Genomic DNA, 18,140 nt, shown 5'->3' on the forward strand with positions numbered 1-18,140 from the left:
AGGACGGTAGCGCAGAGCCGCTTCGCCGAGCCCGCCGCCGGACCGGGGGAGCCCCCTGGACACCGGCAGCCGCTACCGTGGGTCAGATGAGCCAAGCGGCCCACCCAGCCCCTCGTTCCCTCGCGGAGGCGCTCCGCGCGCGGGACGACGTCTCCCTGGCCGCGCTGTTGCGCAGCCGCCCCGACCTCATCACGCCCGTCCCGACCGACCTCACCCAGCTGGCCACCCGCGCCGGTACCCGCGCGTCGGTGCTGCGGGCGCTGGAGCGGCTGGACCGGTTCGCGCTGCAGACGGCGGAGGCACTGGCCGTGGCCCCGGACCCGGCGTCGTACGACACGCTGCTCGGGCTGATGGCGGGGTACGGCGCGGACGACACGGTCGCCGCCGCGCTGCCGCACGCCCTCGCCACCCTGCGCGAGCAGGCGCTGGTGTGGGGCGACGACGAGCGGCTGCGGCTGGTGCGGACCGCCCGGGAGCTGCTCGCGCCCTCCCCGCAGCACCCCTCCCCGACCGGGCTCGGGCCCACCGTGCAGGAAGCGGCCGCGGGCATGTCGCCGGGCCGGATCCAGGAGATCGTCACGACGGCCGGGCTGCCTTCGACGCACGACTCGGTGTCCGCCGTGGCCGCGCTCACCAGGCTGTTCGGCGACCGGAAGAAGATGGCCGGGCTGCTCGCCGGTGCCCCGGAGGCGGCCCGCGAGGTGCTGTCACGGCTGGTGTGGGGACCTCCGTACGGGCAGGTGACCGCGGATCCGGCCGCGCATCTGCGCTGGCTGCTGGACCGGGGCCTGCTGCTGCCGTCCGCGCCGGGCACGGTCGTCCTGCCGCGCGAGGTGGCCCTGCATCTGCGGGAGGGCCGCGCCCACCGCGTGCCCGAGCCGCTGCCGCCCGCCGTGGAGCCGGCCGCGACCCACGGTCCGCAGGTGGTGGACGCGACGGCGGCCGGGCAGGCGTACACCGCTCTGGCCACCGTCGAGGAGCTGCTGAAGGACTGGGACGAGGGCGGGCCGGCCGTGCTGCGGGCCGGCGGTCTGAGCGTGCGTGATCTGAAGCGGACCGCCGTCGCCCTGGACGTGTCCGAGCCGGTCGCCGCGTTCTGGGTGGAGCTGGCGTACGCGGCCGGTCTGATCGCCTCCGACGGCGAGGCCGACGAGCGGTACGCGGCCACACCCGCCTACGACGAGTGGCTGGAGCGGCCCGCCGCCGAGCGCTGGGCCCGTCTCGCCGAGGCCTGGCTGGCGGCCACCCGGACGCCGGGGCTGGTCGGCGGGCGGGACGCGAAGGACCGCACACTCGCCGCGCTCGGGCCGGGTCTGGACCGCTCGGCCGCGCCCGAGGTACGGCACCGGGTGCTGGCCCTGCTGGCCGGTCTGCCGGCGGGCGCGGCCCCGGACCCCGAGTCGGTGCTGGCCCGGCTGCGCTGGGAACGGCCGCTGCGCGGACCCCAGCGTCCGGACGGTGAGGAGGACCTGCGCTCCCGGCTGGCCCGCTGGACCCTGTCCGAGGCCGAACTGCTGGGCGTCACCGGGCGCGGCGCCCTGTCGGCACACGGCCGCGCGCTGCTGGGCGCCCCGGCGACGACGGGCTCGCGTGCCGCCCCGGGCGGCCCGAGCACCGGCTCCGCGGCCACCGGTCCGTCCTCCGGCACCGCCGTGCCGCCCGACGCCTCCGGCGCCTCCGGCTCCCCCGCCGCGACGGCCGCCCGCGCGTCCGCCCGCTCGACCAGGCCGCCCACGCCGGCCGGGTCCGCCGAGCCCGCCGGGCCCGGTGACAAGCTGCCCGTCCACCACCACCACCGGCCGACGGGCGCCGCCGCCCCGCTCGGCCCCGCCGAGCAGGCCGTGGCGACGGCCGCCGCCGCCCGCCTCCTCGCGCCGCTCCTCCCCGAACCGCTGGACCATGTGCTGCTCCAGGCCGACCTGACGGCGGTGGCGCCCGGGCCGCTGCAGCGCCCGCTCGCCGACCTGCTGGACGTGCTCGCGGACGTCGAGTCGAAGGGCGGGGCGACCGTGTACCGGTTCAGCCCGGCCTCGGTACGGCGTGCCCTGGACGCCGGCCGTACCGCCGCCGATCTGCACGCCTTCCTCGCCGAGCACTCCCGCACCCCGGTCCCGCAGCCGCTCGCCTATCTGATCGACGACGTGGCCCGCAAACACGGCCACCTGCGGGTCGGCGCGGCCTCGGCGTACGTACGCTGCGACGACGACACGCTGCTGAACGAGATCCTGGCCGACCGGCGCGCCGCGGCCCTGCGGCTGCGCCGCCTCGCCCCGACCGTGCTGGCCGCCCAGTCCGATCCGGCGACGCTGCTGGAGGGCCTGCGCGCGATGGGCTACGCCCCGGCCGCGGAGTCCGCCGAGGGTGACGTCCTGATCGCCCGCGCGCACGCCCACCGCACTCCGCCGCGCACCGCGCCCGAGCCGGTCCCGGACGGGCCGCCGCCGCCCGACACCACGCTCCTCGCGGCGGCGATCCGCGCGATCCGGGCGGGCGATCTGGCCGCCACCACCCCGCGCAAGCCCACCGGAGCGGCAGCCCCGCTCGCGGGCGGCGAACTGCCCCGTACGTCCTCCGCCGAGACCCTCGCCACCATGCAGGCCGCCGTCCTGACCGGCGGCTCCGTCTGGATCGGCTACGTCAACGCCGAGGGCGCCGCCAGCCAGCGCGTCATCGCCCCGGTCCGCGTGGAGGGCGGCTTCGTGACGGCGTACGACCACACGGCGGACGAGGTGCGCACCTATCCGCTGCACCGGATCACGGGGGTGGCGGAGCTCGCGGAGGACTGACCCTGATCACCGGCCCATAGGGCACACTGGACGTTTGGCCGTAGGGAAAGGGTGTACCGAGCGTGAATGGTCCACTGATCGTCCAGTCCGACAAGACCCTGCTCCTGGAAGTCGACCACGAGCGGGCCGACGACTGCCGTCGGGCCATCGCGCCGTTCGCCGAGCTGGAGCGGGCGCCCGAGCACATCCACACCTATCGGGTCACCCCGCTCGGGCTGTGGAACGCGCGCGCCGCCGGGCATGACGCCGAGCAGGTCGTGGACGCGCTGGTGCAGTACAGCCGGTATCCGGTGCCGCACGCGCTGCTCGTGGACATCGCCGAGACGATGGACCGCTACGGGCGGCTCACGCTCAGCAAGCACCCCGCGCACGGGCTGGTGCTGACCACCACCGACCGGCCGGTGCTGGAGGAGGTGCTGAAGTCCAAGCGGATCGCCCCGCTGGTCGGGGCGCGGATCGACCCGGACAGCGTCGTCGTGCACCCCTCCGAACGCGGGCAGATCAAGCAGGTGCTGCTGAAGCTGGGCTGGCCGGCCGAGGACCTCGCCGGGTACGTCGACGGTGAGGCGCATCCGATCGAGCTGCTGGAGGACGGCTGGGCGCTGCGGCCGTACCAGAAGCAGGCCGTGGAGAACTTCTGGCACGGCGGCAGCGGAGTGGTGGTGCTGCCCTGCGGCGCCGGGAAGACGCTGGTCGGGGCCGGGTCCATGGCGCAGGCCAAGTCGACCACGCTCATCCTCGTCACGAACACCGTCTCCGCCCGGCAGTGGAAGCACGAGCTGGTGAAGCGGACCTCGCTGACCGAGGACGAGATCGGTGAGTACAGCGGGACACGCAAGGAGATCCGCCCGGTCACCATCGCCACCTACCAGGTGCTGACGACCAAGCGGAAGGGTGTCTATCCGCACCTGGAGCTGTTCGACTCCCGGGACTGGGGGCTGATCGTCTACGACGAGGTGCATCTGCTGCCGGCTCCTGTCTTCAAGTTCACCGCCGATCTGCAGGCGCGGCGGCGGCTGGGTCTGACGGCCACCCTCGTGCGCGAGGACGGCCGCGAGTCGGATGTGTTCTCGCTGATCGGGCCGAAGCGGTTCGACGCGCCCTGGAAGGAGATCGAGGCGCAGGGGTACATCGCACCGGCCGACTGCGTCGAGGTCCGGGTGAACCTGACGGACTCCGAGCGGCTGGCGTACGCGACGGCCGAGACGGAGGAGAAGTACCGCTTCTGTGCCACCACCGACACCAAGCGGAAGGTGACGGAGGCGATCGTCCGCCGGTTCGCCGGCCAGCAGATCCTGGTCATCGGCCAGTACATCGACCAACTGGACGAGCTGGGCGAGCACTTGAACGCGCCCGTCATCAAGGGCGAGACCTCCAACGCCCAGCGCGAGAAGCTCTTCGACGCCTTCCGCGAGGGCGAGATCAGCGTGCTGGTCGTCTCCAAGGTCGCCAACTTCTCCATCGACCTGCCCGAGGCGACGGTCGCCATCCAGGTCTCCGGCACCTTCGGCTCCCGCCAGGAGGAGGCCCAGCGGCTCGGCCGGGTGCTCCGCCCGAAGGCCGACGGCCACCAGGCGCACTTCTACTCGGTCGTCGCCCGGGACACCATCGACCAGGACTTCGCCGCCCACCGCCAGCGCTTCCTGGCCGAACAGGGCTACGCCTACCGGATCATGGACGCGGACGAGATCCTGGCCGAGGGCAGCACCGGCTGAGCCGCCCGCAGCGCCGCCGCCGCGATCAGCGCCGACCCGAGCAGCAGGGCGGTCGTGGTGCAGAGCGGGGATGCGGAGAGCCGTCGGCCGGCCAGGCGGGCCGAGAGGGCGGCCAAGGCCTCGGGCAGGAGCGCGTCGCCTGCGGGGAAGGCCGTCTTCAGAGCCGGGACGGGCAGCCAGGTGGCCGGGGCGGAGAGGAGCGCCGCGAAGGGCGGGTGGGTCGCGGGGAGCCGCCACCGGGTGACGGTGAAGCCGTGCAGATCGGTGTCGTGGACCACGGCCGCGTCCTCGGCCCGTTAGACGAGCAGGTCGGCCAGGGGTGCGTGCTGCACGACGCACCGGGCGATGAACAGGGTCAGGGAGACGGGCGGTTACTTGCGGCGTATGCCCGCTTCCTCGCCGTACTCGCCGAGGATGACCACGCCGAACGCGGCCTCGGCGAACACCTTGAGGGCGCGCAGGGCGTTGCCGAGCGGGTGGTGGTGCGGGCCGTCCACGGCTGTGGCGCCGGCCGGCGGGCGGACAGGGGCTGGATGGATGGTTGCTGCGCTCATGCCTTCATGGTCGCTCTCGCACGGCCCGACCGGCATCGGTCCACAGAGCCAATCTTCCCGTTCTTCGCGTACCCCCGCGGGTGGAGCGCTCCCCCTACGCCGGTCGGCCTCGCCCCCTAGGGGTCCCCATTCCGATTCACGGCCCGGACCCGGAGTGCGCCCGCGCGAACCCCTCCGGCGCCCGTTCCGGTCCGGGCCTCCGGGCCGCGCTCCGGCCCACGTGAAAACGTTCCTCCGGCACTCGCCGGCGGCACCTGCCGCGCAGGGGCGGGTGCCGGCCGCGGACCCGTTCAGCACTCGAACACACCCTGAATGGACAGAATATTCAGACAATCCGACTCTTCTCCTTCATCTTGTCGGACCGCCCCGCTCCCCGGCTAGCTGGTGGCAGGCCGCCCTCGGGGGGCGGAAAGACAACCCGTAAGGAGAAACAGGTCATGAAGAAGGCCTATGAAGCACCGACCCTCGTCCGACTCGGTTCCTTCCGCAAGGAGACCGGACTCCTGCAGCGCTCGGGCAACGACCGGCTCATCCTGAGCAAGAACTGAACAGGTCGACGAGCGAAGGTCTCTGACCTGACGTCATGACTGATCTGCACGCATGTGCGGGGACGGGCCACGGCGACGCGCACTTCGCGGTCTTCGCAGACCGCGCGGACGCGGCCGCCGCGGCCCGCTCCTTCGCCCGCCCCGGCACCCGCAGCCTCGATCACGCCTCCGGCCGGCCCTGGCTCGTGGGTCACTGGAGCGACCAGGAGATCGTCAGCGCCCGTGTCGGCCCCGCCGCCCTCGCCCTCGTCGGCTGCGTCCCCGCCGACCAAGCGGAACTGGAGCGGGTCGCCGGCTCCCTGCGCGACCTCGCCGCACTCGACGCGTGGGCCCGTTCGCTGCCCGGGAGCTGCCACCTCGTCGCCGCCCTCGACGGACGGATCCGGGTGCAGGGCACCGCCTCCGGTCTCCGTCTGGTCTTCCACGCCCCGGTGCACGGCACCCGGGTGGCCGCGACCCGGGCGGACGTCCTGGCCGCCGCGCTCGGCGTGGAACCGGCGCCGGAACGCCTGGCCGTACGGCTGCTGTGGCCCGTACCGCACCCCCTGCTCGACGAACCGCTGTGGCCCGAGGTCACCGCCGTCGCGCCGGACGAGGCGCTGGTCCTCGCGCCGGACGGACACGGCGCACGCCACACCCGCTGGTGGACACCCCCGGAACCGGTCGTCCCGCTCAGCACGGGCGCCCCCCTGGTCCGCGAGGCCCTCGCCGAGGCCGTGGACGCCCGCACCCGGCACGGCGGCACGGTCAGCTGCGACCTGTCCGGCGGCCTGGACTCCACCTCCGTCTGCTTCCTCGCCGACCGCTCACCGGCCCGCGTCGTCGCCTCCACGTGGCCGGGCCGCGACCCCGCCGACACCGACCTGCACTGGGCGAAGCGGGCCGCCGCCGCCCTGCCGGACGTCGAGCACGTCATCTGGGACGCCGAGGCCTCCCCCCTCGTCTACGACGGGCTGCTCGCCATCGACGACGTCCTGGACGAGCCCACCATCGGCGTCATGGACCGCGCGCGCGTCCTGCACCATCTGCCGGCCATGGCCGAACGGGGCAGCCGGGTGCACCTGACGGGCATCGGCGGCGACCACGTGGCCTGGTGCTCCGAGGCGTACTACCACCGGCTGGCGCGCCGCCGCCCGCTGTTCGCGCTGCGGCAGCTGCGCGGCTTCAAGGCGCTGTGGCAGTGGCCGCTCGGCCCCCTGCTGGGCGCCCTGGCCGACTCCCGGTCCTACGGCACCTGGCTGGCGGACGCGGAGCACCGGCTGCGCGCCCCGCTGCCCCCGACGGTCACCACCAGCCTCGGCTGGGGCATGAGCCCGCGCCTGTTCGAGTGGGCGACCCCCGAGGCGGAGCACCTGGCCCGTACGGCGCTGCGCACGGCCGCCCGGCAGACCGGGCCCCTGCACCCCGACCGGGGACTCCACGCCGACCTGGAACAGATCCGCAACTGCACCCGCATCATCCGGCAGTGGGACCACATGGCGGCCCGCTGCGGACTGCCCATGGCCTCGCCGTTCCTCGACGACCGGGTCATCGAGGCCGCCCTCGCCGTCCGCCCCGACGAACGCGTCTCGCCCTGGCGGTACAAGCCGCTCCTGACCACGGCCATGCGCGGCATCGTGCCCGAGGAGTGCCTGCGCCGCACCAACAAGGCCACCGCCGCGAGGGACGCGGCCGACGGGCTGCGCGAGCACCGCGCCGAACTGAAGGCGCTGTGGGACGACTCCCGCCTGGAACGGCTCGGGCTGGTGGACGGCGAGATGCTGCGCCGCCTGGCCGAGCGCCCCGCCACCCGGCACCTGCGGGAGGCCGTCCTGTACTCGACCATCTCGGTCGAGGTGTGGCTGCGGGCGCTCGACCGGGCGCGGCACGACGTACCGAAGTGACCGACAGACAAAGGAGAGCCGTCATGGCATTGCGGTTCGGTGCCGACATCAGCACCGCGAAGACCGACTACGGCACCGTCCTCCTCGATCAGCGCTCCGGCGTGTACTGGGAGCTGAACCCGACCGCGACCCTGGTGGTCCACACGCTCATGGCGGGCGGTGACGAGGCGGCTGCGGCGGAGGCGGTCACGAAGGCGTTCGACGTCGACCCCGACCGCGCGCGGGCCGACGTCACCGCCCTGGTGGAACAGCTGCGCGCCGACGGCCTGGCCGAATGACCACGCCCAGTGCCCTGGAGCGGCCGTACGGGGTTCCCCTCGGGCGTCGGCTCGCCGCCCGCGCGGTGCTGGTACCGGCCGTCGTCCTCTCGCTGCTGCCACCGCGCCGCATCCGCGCGGTCCTCGGCCTGCTGCGCCGCGGCGCCGCCCCCGCGACCGCGGCCCAGGCTCTGCGGGCCCGCGACGCCCTGTGTGCCGTGAGCCTGCGCTGCGCCGGGCCCAAGGGCTGTCTGCCCCGCTCCCTCGGGGCCGCCCTGCTGTGCCGTCTCGGCGGCACCTGGCCGACCTGGTGCACGGGCGTCCGTGTCGTACCGCCGTTCACCGCGCACGCCTGGATCGAGGCGGAGGGCCTGCTGGTCGGCGAGGACTCACCCGACGGCTACTTCGCCCGGCTGATGGCCATCGGGCCGGTACGGCGATGACGGCGGCGATGACGGCCGGTGAGCGGGACGCCCGCGGCGAGGAGGACACCGACCGGTCCACGCGTGCCGCGGTCCTCGCCGTCTACCGGCTCACCGCCCGCCACCGCGGTGCGATCGCCCTGGCCACCACGCTGACCCTCGTCGCGTCCGCGCTGGGGCTCGCCCAGCCGCTGCTGGCCAAGCGGGTGGTGGACGCGAGCGGCGGCCAGCAGCCCCTCTGGCCGCCGCTGCTGCTGCTCACCGCCCTGTTCGCCGCCGAGGCCGCCACCGGTTCCGCGGGCCGGTTCCTGCTGGAGCGGACGGGCGAAGGCGTCGTACGGACACTGCGCCACACCCTGGTGGGCCGGCTGCTGCGCCTGGAGATGCGGGAGTACGACGCACAGCGCTGCGGCGACCTGATCGCACGGGTGACCGCCGACACCACCCTGCTGCGCGAGGTGGTCGCCCAGGCGCTGGTGGACCTGGTCACCGGGGCCGTGGTCGCCGTCGGCGCGCTGGCCCTGATGGCGTGGCTGGATCCGCTGCTGCTGGTGCTCGTCACGGCGACGGTGGCGACCGCGGCGGCCGTGGTCGCCCTGCTGCTCCGGGGCATCCGCGCCGCTTCGGAGCACATGCAGTCGTCCGTCGGCGCCCTCGCCGCCGACCTGGAACGCGCCCTGGGTGCGCTGTCCATGGTCCGGGTGTACCGCGCGGAGCAGCGGGAGGCGGCCCGCATCGGCGCCCGCGTCGACGACGCCTGCGCCGCCGGGGTGCGGACCGCGAAGTACGCCGCGGTCATGAGCTCGGCCGTCGAACTCGCCGTCCAGGGCTCCTTCCTCCTGGTCCTCGTCGTGGGAGGCCTGCGCACCCGCGGCCACGGTCACTCCGTGGGCGACCTGGTCGCGTTCCTGCTGTACGCCTCCTACCTCGTCGTCCCCCTGTCCTCGGTGTTCCGCGCGGCCGGTCTGATCCAGCGGGGCATGGGGGCCCACCTGCGGATCGAGCAGACCCTGAACCTGCCGGTCGAGCCCACCGGCCCGGCGGCCCCGCCCGTCCGGCAGGCGTCCGGGCACGTACCGGAGGGGGGACCGGCGCGGGTACCGGCCCTGGCACTGGAGGACGTCCACTTCGCCTACCGGCCCGGGCGGCCGGTGCTGCGCGGGGTCTCCTTCACGGTGCCGCAGCGCCGGCAGGTCGCTCTGGTCGGGCTCTCCGGGGCGGGGAAGAGCACCGTGTTCGCCCTGATCGCCCGGTTCTACGAACCCGACGCGGGCCGGCTCCGCTTCCACGGGTGCCCCGCCGCGGAACTCGGCCGTGACGCCAGCCGGGCCGGACTCGCGATCGTGGACCAGAGCAGCCATGTCGTGCGCGGCACGCTCCGCGACAACATCGTCTACGGCCGCCCGGACGCCACCGAGGAGGAGGTGCGCCGAGCACTCGCACTGGCCCGCCTCGATCAGGTGGCCGAGCGGCTGCCCGGCGGACTGCACGGCGCCGTCGGGGAACACGGCGCCACCCTGTCGGGCGGCGAGCGCCAGCGCGTCGCCCTGGCCCGCGCCCTGCTCACCCGCCCGACGCTGCTGCTCCTCGACGAACCCACCTCCCACCTCGACGCCCTCAACGAGGCCGCGCTCACCGCGGCGCTGAAGGACATCACCCGGGAGTGCGCGGTCCTCGTCATCGCGCACCGGCTCTCCACCGTCCAGCACGCGGACCGGATCGTCGTCCTGGACGGGGGCCGGGTCACCGCCTGCGGACGCCATGAGGAACTGCTCACCAGCAGTCCGGTGTACCGGCGGCTGGCGGCGGCGCAGATGGTCCGGCCGGCGGGTGCGGCCGGGAACAATTCACTGGCCCGTCCCTGAGGTCTCCTCTAAAATCTCCGCTCTTGCCCGCCTCCCTCGCACGGAGTGCCGCCGCCCGGACGGAAACCGGACGGTCCGAAGTCGGAAGACGACAGTCACGCAAGACGGAGATTCCCCAGACGGAGATTCGGAGGCACCCCCTTGTCCGCGCCCGCCCATGACCCGCTCGACGACCCCCTCGCCCGGGAACGCTCGCACCTCGCCGCGTCCCGTTCCGCCCTGCGTGCCATGCGCGAGGACGTCGAGGCGCTGGACATCCGCGACGTCACCGCGAACTGGGTCAACGCCGAAGTGCTGTCCCGCCAGATCGACGAGCGGATCAAGGCGCTGGCCGACCTCAGCGACACCCCGCTGTTCTTCGGCCGGCTGGACTACCTGCACGCGCCCGGCGCCGACCAGGCCGAGGGAGCGGACGGAGAACGCTTCTACATCGGGCGGCGGCACGTCCACGACGCCGACGGCGATCCCATGGTCATCGACTGGCGGGCCCCGGTCTCGCAGCCGTTCTACCGGGCGTCCAGGAAGGACCCGATGGACGTCGGGCTGCGCCGCCGCTTCGGCTACACCGGCGGCGACCTCACGGCGTACGAGGACGAGCACCTGTCCGACCCGGAGGAGACCGCGAAGACCAGCAAGCTGCTCCAGCAGGAGATCGAACGGCCCCGCGTCGGCCCCATGCGGGACATCGTCGCCACCATCCAGCCCGAGCAGGACGAGATCGTCCGCTCCGGGCTGTCCGGCACGGTCTGCGTCCAGGGCGGCCCCGGCACCGGAAAGACCGCCGTCGGCCTGCACCGGGTCGCCTACCTCCTCTACGCCCACCGGGAGCGGCTGGCCCGCACCGGCACGCTGGTCATCGGGCCGAACAGGTCCTTCCTCCACTACATCGAGCAAGTCCTCCCCGCACTGGGTGAGTTGTCCGTCCAGCAGGCGACCGTCGACGATCTGGTCGCGCACGTCGAGGTGCGCGGCACGGACGAGGCGGCCGCGGCCCTGGTGAAGGGCGACGCCCGGATGGCCGAGGTGCTCCGCCGGGCCCTGTACTCCCACGTGACCCTGCCGACGGAACCGGTCGTCGTGGTGCGCGGCTCGCGGCGCTGGCGGGTGCCGGCCTACGAACTGGAGGACATCGTCCGGGAGTTGCTGCAGCGGGACATCCGGTACGGGGCCGCCCGCGAGGCGTTGCCGCAGCGGATCGCGCACACGGTGCTGGTGCAGATGGAGCGGGCCGGGGAGGCGCCGGACGACCGGGTGCAGGACGCCGTCGCCCGCAACAGCGCGGTGAAGGCGGCCGTGAAGGAGATCTGGCCGGCCGTGGACCCGGCGAAGCTGGTCCTGCGGCTGCTGACCGACGCGGACTTCCTCGCCGAGCACGCGGCCGGGATCCTGGACGAGGACGAGCAGAAGACGATCCTGTGGGCCAGGCCGGTGCGCAGCGTGAAGTCGGCGAAGTGGGCGCCGGCGGACGCGGTGCTGATCGACGAGGCGGCGGACCTGATCCAGCGCACGCACTCGCTCGGCCACGTGGTCCTCGACGAGGCGCAGGACCTCTCCCCCATGCAGTACCGGGCCGTCGGCCGCCGCTGCACCACGGGCAGCGCGACGGTGCTGGGCGACCTGGCGCAGGGTACGACTCCCTGGGCGACCCGCAGCTGGGACGAAGCCCTCGCCCACCTCGGCAAGACGGAGGGCGTCATCGAGGAGCTGACGGCGGGCTTCCGCGTCCCCACGGACGTCATCGCCTACGCCTCGCGCCTCCTCCCGCACATCGCCCCGGGCCTCACCCCGGTCGCCTCGGTCCGCGAGAACCCGGGCTTCTTCGAGGTCCGCAAGGCGTCGGGGGACGCCGAAGTCGTCGAAGCCTGCGAGGAGTTGCTGCGCAACGAGGGCTCGACGGGCCTGATCGCCGCCGACGCCCGGATCCCGGCGCTGGCCGAGGCGCTGACGGCGGCGGGGATCCCGTACCTCGCCCCGGGCGAGGAGACCACCCGCGAAACCCGCCTCACCCTGGTCCCGGCCTCCCTCGCCAAGGGCCTGGAGTACGACTACGTGGTCCTGGACGAGCCCCAGGCGGTGGTGGACGGGGAGCCGGACGAACGCACCGGCCTGCGCCGCCTGTACGTGGCGCTGACGCGTGCGGTGTCGGGTCTGATCGTGACGCACTCGGCCCCGGTGCCTCCCCAGTTGGCCTGACGGCTAGGGTGCTCTGCGGCTCCGTCACGTCCCCACGGAAAGGCCTCCGTTGAGCACTCCGCCGCCTCCGCACCCCGCGTACCAGCACAACCCGTACCAGCAGAACCCCTACCAGCAGAACCCCGGCCCCTACCAGCAGGCCCCGGTGGGCTATCCGCAGCCCTCCGGGCCGTACGAGCAGGCGCCGGGCGGCTACGGGCAGGCGCCGGGCGGCTATGGGCAGGCCGGGTACCAGCAGGCCCCCGGCGCCCACCCGTCGGCCCCCGGCGCGTACCCGCCCGCTCCCGGTGTCGGGTGCGAGGTGTGCGGTGCGTCGCCCGCGGCACCGGTGACGGTCCGCGGCCACCAGGGCATGCTGGTGATCATGCGGCAGCTGCACCGTCGCGGCACCTTCTGCCACACCTGCGGTCTCGCCGTCTTCCGCAAGATGCAGTCGGACACCATGGCGCAGGGCTGGTGGGGTCCGATGTCGATGTTCATCACGCCCGTCACCCTGCTGATCAACCTCTTCGCCCTGGCCAGGATCCGCAAGCTCCCCGCACCGGTCGCCCCTCAGGGCCCCGGGCTGGACCCGGGCCGCCCGGTGTTCGCACGCCCGATGGGGATGGTGGGCCTCGTCCCGCTCCTCGGCTTCGCATCGCTGGTACTGCTCATCCTCGTCGGGCTGGCGGCCGGCTGATACCAGGACCCGGTCAGGCGGCGTCCTCCCCGTCCAGCGCCCTCCGCCAGTCGGCCACGGCCCCGGCCGAGACCGGCCCCGCCCACCCGGAGGGCCGCGCCGCCCCACCGATGTGGAAGGCGTGGACACCGGCGCCCCGCAGCCGCGGCACGTGCTCCAGGCGCAGGCCGCCGCCCACCAGGAGCTGCTGCTCGTACCCCGGCTCGCCCCGCCGCTCCGCCTCCGCGAGCAGCGTCGGCAGGCCGGCGTCCACACCCGTGGCGGCGCCCGCGGTGAGGTAGGTGTCGAGGCCGGGCAGACCGGCGAGCCGTCTGCGGAGGGCGTTGCGGTCGGCGGCGCGGTCGATCGCCCGGTGGAAGGTCCACGCGCAGCCGTCCAGCGCGTGGACCACACGCTCCACCGCCGCCAGGTCGACCGCGCCGTCCGCGTCGAGGAAGCCGAGGACGAACTGGTCGGCGCCGGCCTCGCGCAGGTCGCCGGCCACCCGGACCAGATGGTCCACGTCACCGGCCGCGAACCCGTCCGCGAGGCGGAGCATCACGCGCAGGTCGATATCGACGGCGGCCCGGATCCCGGCGACCGTGGCGGGCGCGGGGCTGAGCCCGTCGGCCGCCATGTCGGTGACCAGCTCCAGGCGGTCCGCGCCTCCGGCCTGGGCGGCGACCGCGTCCTCGACGTCGAGCGCGATCACCTCCAGGACTGCACGCTTGCTCATGGCACCCCATTCGTCCGTCGGCCACTACAGGTCTAGTCCAATTCCAAGACTACGCCTGTACAGGGGCGCCCTTCACCCGAAGATGTTGAGCTCCCTCCCGCGCGCCCGCCAGCTCCGCCCGACGCCGCCGCACCGAGCCGCAGCGGCTCGTCCCGGCCCCCCGCGGCGCGGAAGAATGGGCGGCATGGCCGACCTCGACGCCCTGCGTCTGCGTTTCACCCGCGCGCTGGAAGCAGCCCGTGCCCCCGGCGGCGGCCCCGATCCGGCGCCGTACGCCGACAGCCTGATCGCCCGCTGGCAGGAACCGCAGCGCAGGTACCACACGGTGGACCACCTCACCGCGGTCCTCGACCACATCGACGCCCTGGAGAAACACGCCGCCGACCCGGACGTCGTACGCCTGGCCGCCTGGTTCCACGACGCCGTCTACCTCCCCGAGCGGTCCGAGAACGAGGAGCGGTCCGCGCGGCTGGCCGAGCGCGCCCTGCCGGAGGCCGGCGTTCCGGAGGCGAAGACCGCCGAGGTGGCCCGGCTGGTCCGGCTCACCGTCACGCACGACCCGGCCGACGACGACCGCGACGGCCAGGTGCTGTGCGACGCCGACCTCGCGATCCTGGCCGCGCCCCCGTCGGCGTACGCCGCCTACACCGCCGGGATTCGCGAGGAGTACCACTTCGTGCCGAACGACGCCTTCAGGGACGGGCGTTCGGCGGTTCTGCGGCAACTCCTTGAGCTGCCCCGGCTGTTCCGCACGCCGTACGGGCAGGAGCACTGGGAGGCCACCGCCCGCTACAACCTCTCCGGCGAGCTGGAAATGCTGTCGCCCTGAGGGACGGCGCCCCCTAGGGTTCGCCCCATGCGACCGATAAGCGGGGATGATCTGATCGAGGCCGTGGCAGGCTGCACGGCGATGCTGCGCGCGGCGGTGGACCGGGACTGGGCTGCCGTGCGGGCCGGGCGGCTGGAGTGGGACTGCCATGCCACCGCGGTCCATGTCGCCGACGATCTGATCGCCTACGCCGCCAACCTGGCCGGGCGCTCGCAGGACGCCTACGTCCCGTTCGAGCTGACCCTGGACGAGGGCACCGGCAACGCGGGCCTGCTGCACGTCATCGAGACGACCGGCGCGCTGCTCGCCGCCGCCGTCCGCACCGCCCCGCCCGGTGTCCGCGGCTTCCACCCCTATCCCTTCCGCAGCGCCGACGCCGAGGGCTTCGCGGCGATGGGTGTCGCCGAGGTGCTGCTGCACGCGCACGACATGGCCGAGGGGCTGGGGCTCCCGTACGAGCCGCCCGCCGAGCTCGTCGCCTCCCTCCTGGCCTGCCTCTTCCCGCACGTCCAGCCCGGCCCCGCGCCCTGGCCGACCCTGCTGTGGGCCACCGGCCGCGGCGAGCTGCCCGGCCGCGCCCCGGTCACCGAGTGGCGCTGGCGCAACAACCTCGTCATCCCGGCCGAGCGCCTCACCCTCACCGGCCTGCGCCCGGCCGCCGCCCACGATCTGCGCCTGGGCGGCGACGGCGGCTTCGAGTGGGTCGAGGGCGGGCCGTACGAGGGCACGCGCGACGCCGCCGGGATGCTGCTGAAGGCCTACGAGGCGGGGGTGCACCGGCCGGAGTTCGGGGTCTTCGTGCTGGTCCGGCACGAGGACGGCCGCGCGATCGGCGGCATGGGCTTCCACGGCGTCCCGGACGAGGACGGCCGGGCGGAGATCGGCTACGACCTCGCCGAGGGCGCCCGCGGCCAGGGGTACGCGACGGAGGCGCTGCGGGCGCTGGCGGACTGGGCGCTGGCCCGGGAGGACGTCGGCTGCCTCTTCGCCACCGTCGAGCGGGACAACACCGCCTCGCAGGCCGTGGTCCGCCGGGCCGGGTTCACGCAGGTCAGCGACGAGGGGGCCGAGTTCGCCTACGAACTGCGCCGCTGAGCGAACCCCTTGCGCCGGCGCAGGCCCGAGTCCGTCAGCAGCCGCACCACCTCGCGGCTGCTGACCTCCACCGCTCCGGCGGCCACCGCGTCGCCGTACCGGTGCGACGGCAGGTCGTAGTGATCGCGCTCGAAGGCCCGCCGGGGCACGCCCAACCGCTCGGCGAACGCGTGCAGTTCGTCGTACGACACATCGCTGACCAGGTGCGACCACATGCGGCCGTGTCCGGGCCAGGCGGGCGGGTCGATGTACAGCGTCACGACGAGGTCATTCCGCCGGTGGCCGTGCCCAGGGAGCCCACGGCCGCGACCTTCACGCCCGCCTTGGCGCACACCCAGTGCGGGTCGGGGCCCAGTTCGGGCTCCACGTCCAGCGCGTGCGGATCGCCGGAACCGCACACCGGGCACAGCGGCCAGCGGCCGTACCGCTCCAGCAGCGCGTCCTGGACGTCCTGGGCGACCAGCCCGGCCACGTAGGCGGCGCCGTCCGGCCACTGCTCGACCCACCAGCGCCGTTCCGCGACGGAGTCCTCGACCAGCGACACCACGTCCGCCTCCGCCACCTGGCCCGCGACGAGGTCGGCCAGCACGAGGGCGCGCGCGGCGTGCAGGGCCTGCTCAAGAGGACTGATGGGTTCCATGGAACTCATTGTGCGCACTCTTGACCGCGCCGCCGAACCGAAAATACCTTTCATCCGTGACCCAGGACGTGAAGGAAACTTTCGGCAGTCCGGGCGGATCCCTCGCCGCCAAGGTGCGCACCCTCGGCCCTTCCATGACCCGGTCGATGCAGCGCGTGGCGGAGGCCGTCGCGAGCGACCCGGCCGGCTGCGCCGCCCTCACGGTCACCGGCCTCGCCGAGCTCACCGGCACCAGCGAGGCCACCGTCGTGCGCACCGCGCGCCTGCTCGGCTACCCCGGCTACCGCGATCTGCGCCTGGCCCTCGCCGGGCTCGCCGCCCAGCAGCAGTCGGGGCGCGCGCCCGCGATCACGACCGACATCGCGGTGGACGACCCCATCGCCGACGTCGTCGCCAAGCTCGCCTACGAGGAGCAGCAGACCCTCGCCGACACGGCCGCCGGCCTCGACACCGCCCAGCTGGGCGCCGCCGTCGGCGCGCTGGCCGGCGCACGGCGCACCGATGTGTACGGCATCGGGGCGTCCGGGCTCGTCGCCCAGGACCTCACCCAGAAGCTGCTCCGCATAGGCCTCATAGCCCACGCCCACGGCGATCCGCACCTCGCGGTGACCAACGCGGTGCAGCTCCGCTCGGGCGACGTGGCGATCGCGATCACCCACTCCGGCTCGACGGGGGACGTCATCGAGCCGCTGCGGGTCGCCTTCGAGCACGGGGCCACCACCGTGGCCATCACCGGCCGGCCCGACTCGCCGGTCACCCAGTACGCCGACCACGTACTGACCACGTCCACCTCACGGGAGAGCGAGCTGCGACCGGCCGCGATGTCCTCGCGGACGAGCCAACTGCTCGTGGTGGACTGTCTGTTCGTGGGAGTGGCCCAGCGCACCTACGAGACGGCGGCGCCCGCGCTGGCCGCGTCGTACGAGGCACTGGCTCATCGGCATCGCACCCGCCCCAGGTGATCCACCTCCGCATCGCCTCGGGTGGGCGACAGCACGCACCACGGCACCCAGACCTGAGAGAGCCACCCCCCATGACCTCCTCTGACCTGCGTCGTCAGCTGGCTTCCCTGACCACCGAAGCCTTCCGGCCGGAGCTGGCCGACATCGATCGTCTGCCCACCCTCGACATCGCCCGCCTGATGAACGGCGAGGACGCGGGCGTGCCCGCCGCCGTCGCCGTCCAGCTTCCCCGGATCGCCGCCGCCATCGACGCCCTCGCGGAACGGATGGCGCGCGGCGGGCGGCTCGTCTACGCCGGCGCGGGCACCGCCGGCCGGCTCGGGGTGCTGGACGCCTCCGAGTGCCCGCCCACCTTCAACACCGATCCCGCCCAGGTCGTCGGCCTGATCGCGGGCGGGCCCGAGGCGATGGTCAGCTCCGTCGAGGGCGCGGAGGACTCGCGCGAGCTGGCCCGCCAGGACCTGGACGCGCTGAAGCTCACCCCGGACGACACGGTCGTCGGTGTCTCCGCCTCCGGCCGCACCCCCTACGCGATCGGCGCCGTCGAGCACGCCCGTGCCCTGGGCGCGCTGACCATCGGCCTGGCCTGCAACGAGCACAGCGCGCTCGCGGCGGCGGCCGAGCACGGCATCGAGGTGGTGGTCGGCCCCGAGCTGGTCACCGGCTCGACCCGGCTGAAGGCCGGCACGGCCCAGAAGCTCGTCCTCAACATGCTGTCGACGATCACGATGATCCGGCTCGGCAAGACCTACGGGAACCTGATGGTCGACGTCCGCGCGTCGAACGACAAACTCCGGGCCCGTTCCCGCCGGATCGTGTCCCTGGCCACGGGCGCGCCGGACGACGAGATCGAGCGGGCCCTCACCGAGTCCGGCGGCGAGGTGAAGAACGCGATCCTGGCACTGCTCGCCGGTGTCGACGGCCCGACGGCCGCCCGCCTTCTGGAGGAGTCCGGCGGCCATCTGCGTGCCGCGCTGGCGCACACGGCCCGCTGACC

18 protein-coding genes are annotated in these 18,140 nt (G+C 74.1%); 13 read left to right on the forward strand and 5 right to left on the reverse strand.

The genetic code is table 11. From position 1 onward, the window contains the following. Positions 1 to 86: 86 nt before the first annotated feature. Both ABT171_RS04075 and ABT171_RS04080 read left to right on the forward strand, forming a co-directional pair. Positions 87 to 2,786 carry a helicase-associated domain-containing protein gene (locus ABT171_RS04075; protein ID WP_351239558.1) on the forward strand — a complete coding sequence of 900 codons (2,700 nt, stop codon included), beginning with the start codon at positions 87 to 89 and terminating at the stop codon, positions 2,784 to 2,786. Between the two features lie 62 nt (positions 2,787 to 2,848). Further along, on the forward strand, positions 2,849 to 4,501 hold the full coding sequence (locus ABT171_RS04080; RefSeq protein ID WP_351239560.1) for a DNA repair helicase XPB: 1,653 nt from the start codon (positions 2,849 to 2,851) through the stop codon (positions 4,499 to 4,501). On the opposite strand, the gene ABT171_RS04085 is transcribed toward ABT171_RS04080, so the two are convergent. Beyond that, positions 4,450 to 4,779 (reverse strand): hypothetical protein, encoded by a 330-nt coding sequence (locus ABT171_RS04085; RefSeq protein WP_351239562.1) that lies wholly within the window; start codon positions 4,777 to 4,779, stop codon positions 4,450 to 4,452. The two genes, ABT171_RS04080 and ABT171_RS04085, sit on opposite strands and share 52 nt — an antisense overlap. 93 nt (positions 4,780 to 4,872) lie before the next feature. Further along, entirely contained in the window at positions 4,873 to 5,055 is a 183-nt protein-coding gene (locus ABT171_RS04090; RefSeq protein WP_351239564.1) for a hypothetical protein, read from the reverse strand. A gap of 437 nt (positions 5,056 to 5,492) precedes the next feature. On the opposite strand from ABT171_RS04090, the gene ABT171_RS04095 reads away from it, so the two are divergent. The 7 genes from ABT171_RS04095 (at position 5,493) to ABT171_RS04125 (ending at position 12,902) form a co-directional block, all read left to right on the forward strand. After that, entirely contained in the window at positions 5,493 to 5,603 is a 111-nt protein-coding gene (locus tag ABT171_RS04095) for a keywimysin-related RiPP (RefSeq protein ID WP_184966700.1), read from the forward strand. Positions 5,604 to 5,638: 35 nt separating this feature from the next. Then, the gene (locus ABT171_RS04100; protein ID WP_351239566.1) at positions 5,639 to 7,486 is read left to right on the forward strand and encodes a lasso peptide isopeptide bond-forming cyclase; all 1,848 of its coding nucleotides are present in this window, start codon (positions 5,639 to 5,641) and stop codon (positions 7,484 to 7,486) included. A gap of 23 nt (positions 7,487 to 7,509) precedes the next feature. Then, the gene (locus tag ABT171_RS04105) at positions 7,510 to 7,764 is read left to right on the forward strand and encodes a lasso peptide biosynthesis PqqD family chaperone (protein WP_351239568.1); all 255 of its coding nucleotides are present in this window, start codon (positions 7,510 to 7,512) and stop codon (positions 7,762 to 7,764) included. After that, complete coding sequence (locus ABT171_RS04110; protein ID WP_351239570.1) at positions 7,761 to 8,186, forward strand: lasso peptide biosynthesis B2 protein; 426 nt, start codon at positions 7,761 to 7,763, stop codon at positions 8,184 to 8,186. The genes ABT171_RS04105 and ABT171_RS04110 overlap by 4 nt, the downstream gene beginning before the upstream one ends. Continuing rightward, the gene (locus tag ABT171_RS04115; protein ID WP_351239572.1) at positions 8,183 to 10,030 is read left to right on the forward strand and encodes an ABC transporter ATP-binding protein; all 1,848 of its coding nucleotides are present in this window, start codon (positions 8,183 to 8,185) and stop codon (positions 10,028 to 10,030) included. Before ABT171_RS04110 ends, ABT171_RS04115 begins: the two co-directional genes overlap by 4 nt. Before the next feature lie 141 nt (positions 10,031 to 10,171). Further along, positions 10,172 to 12,223, forward strand: a complete 2,052-nt coding sequence (locus ABT171_RS04120; RefSeq protein WP_351239574.1) for a HelD family protein — start codon at positions 10,172 to 10,174, stop codon at positions 12,221 to 12,223. A 49-nt stretch (positions 12,224 to 12,272) separates the two neighbouring features. Continuing rightward, positions 12,273 to 12,902 (forward strand): hypothetical protein, encoded by a 630-nt coding sequence (locus ABT171_RS04125; RefSeq protein WP_351239576.1) that lies wholly within the window; start codon positions 12,273 to 12,275, stop codon positions 12,900 to 12,902. Positions 12,903 to 12,915: 13 nt separating this feature from the next. On the opposite strand, the gene ABT171_RS04130 is transcribed toward ABT171_RS04125, so the two are convergent. Further along, a complete protein-coding gene (locus tag ABT171_RS04130) occupies positions 12,916 to 13,617 on the reverse strand; it encodes a copper homeostasis protein CutC (protein ID WP_351239578.1) in 702 nt (233 codons plus the stop codon). Between the two features lie 184 nt (positions 13,618 to 13,801). Here ABT171_RS04130 and ABT171_RS04135 point away from each other — a divergent pair, with 184 nt between their 5' ends. After that, positions 13,802 to 14,446: an HD domain-containing protein gene (locus tag ABT171_RS04135; protein WP_351239580.1), complete on the forward strand. Its 645-nt coding sequence runs from the start codon at positions 13,802 to 13,804 to the stop codon at positions 14,444 to 14,446. A 27-nt stretch (positions 14,447 to 14,473) separates the two neighbouring features. Then, complete coding sequence (locus ABT171_RS04140) at positions 14,474 to 15,541, forward strand: GNAT family N-acetyltransferase (protein WP_351239582.1); 1,068 nt, start codon at positions 14,474 to 14,476, stop codon at positions 15,539 to 15,541. On the opposite strand, the gene ABT171_RS04145 is transcribed toward ABT171_RS04140, so the two are convergent. Together ABT171_RS04145 and ABT171_RS04150 are read right to left on the reverse strand one after the other, a co-directional pair. After that, complete coding sequence (locus ABT171_RS04145) at positions 15,523 to 15,801, reverse strand: DUF4031 domain-containing protein (protein ID WP_351239584.1); 279 nt, start codon at positions 15,799 to 15,801, stop codon at positions 15,523 to 15,525. The two genes, ABT171_RS04140 and ABT171_RS04145, sit on opposite strands and share 19 nt — an antisense overlap. Beyond that, entirely contained in the window at positions 15,798 to 16,181 is a 384-nt protein-coding gene (locus ABT171_RS04150) for a DUF8819 family protein (RefSeq protein WP_351239586.1), read from the reverse strand. The genes ABT171_RS04145 and ABT171_RS04150 overlap by 4 nt, the downstream gene beginning before the upstream one ends. A 56-nt stretch (positions 16,182 to 16,237) precedes the next feature. On the opposite strand from ABT171_RS04150, the gene ABT171_RS04155 reads away from it, so the two are divergent. After that, positions 16,238 to 17,143 carry a MurR/RpiR family transcriptional regulator gene (locus tag ABT171_RS04155; RefSeq protein WP_351239588.1) on the forward strand — a complete coding sequence of 302 codons (906 nt, stop codon included), beginning with the start codon at positions 16,238 to 16,240 and terminating at the stop codon, positions 17,141 to 17,143. A gap of 71 nt (positions 17,144 to 17,214) precedes the next feature. Then, a complete protein-coding gene (gene murQ, locus ABT171_RS04160) occupies positions 17,215 to 18,138 on the forward strand; it encodes an N-acetylmuramic acid 6-phosphate etherase (RefSeq protein WP_351239590.1) in 924 nt (307 codons plus the stop codon). Positions 18,139 to 18,140 lie beyond the last annotated feature (2 nt).

Origin of the sequence: Streptomyces sp. NPDC001851, from assembly GCF_040297165.1 — a bacterium.
GTDB lineage: Bacteria > Actinomycetota > Actinomycetes > Streptomycetales > Streptomycetaceae > Streptomyces.

What these genes read in the sequence shown, in the direction of transcription:
- ABT171_RS04075 (WP_351239558.1), top strand. Translation starts at nt 87, where the DNA reads ATGAGCCAAGCGGCCCACCCAGCCCCTCGTTCCCTCGCGGAGGCGCTC.
- ABT171_RS04090 (WP_351239564.1), bottom strand. Translation starts at nt 5,055, where the DNA reads ATGAGCGCAGCAACCATCCATCCAGCCCCTGTCCGCCCGCCGGCCGGC.
- ABT171_RS04095 (WP_184966700.1), top strand. Translation starts at nt 5,493, where the DNA reads ATGAAGAAGGCCTATGAAGCACCGACCCTCGTCCGACTCGGTTCCTTC.
- ABT171_RS04100 (WP_351239566.1), top strand. Translation starts at nt 5,639, where the DNA reads ATGACTGATCTGCACGCATGTGCGGGGACGGGCCACGGCGACGCGCAC.
- ABT171_RS04105 (WP_351239568.1), top strand. Translation starts at nt 7,510, where the DNA reads ATGGCATTGCGGTTCGGTGCCGACATCAGCACCGCGAAGACCGACTAC.
- ABT171_RS04110 (WP_351239570.1), top strand. Translation starts at nt 7,761, where the DNA reads ATGACCACGCCCAGTGCCCTGGAGCGGCCGTACGGGGTTCCCCTCGGG.
- ABT171_RS04115 (WP_351239572.1), top strand. Translation starts at nt 8,183, where the DNA reads ATGACGGCGGCGATGACGGCCGGTGAGCGGGACGCCCGCGGCGAGGAG.
- ABT171_RS04130 (WP_351239578.1), bottom strand. Translation starts at nt 13,617, where the DNA reads ATGAGCAAGCGTGCAGTCCTGGAGGTGATCGCGCTCGACGTCGAGGAC.
- ABT171_RS04135 (WP_351239580.1), top strand. Translation starts at nt 13,802, where the DNA reads ATGGCCGACCTCGACGCCCTGCGTCTGCGTTTCACCCGCGCGCTGGAA.
- ABT171_RS04140 (WP_351239582.1), top strand. Translation starts at nt 14,474, where the DNA reads ATGCGACCGATAAGCGGGGATGATCTGATCGAGGCCGTGGCAGGCTGC.
- ABT171_RS04150 (WP_351239586.1), bottom strand. Translation starts at nt 16,181, where the DNA reads ATGGAACCCATCAGTCCTCTTGAGCAGGCCCTGCACGCCGCGCGCGCC.
- murQ (WP_351239590.1), top strand. Translation starts at nt 17,215, where the DNA reads ATGACCTCCTCTGACCTGCGTCGTCAGCTGGCTTCCCTGACCACCGAA.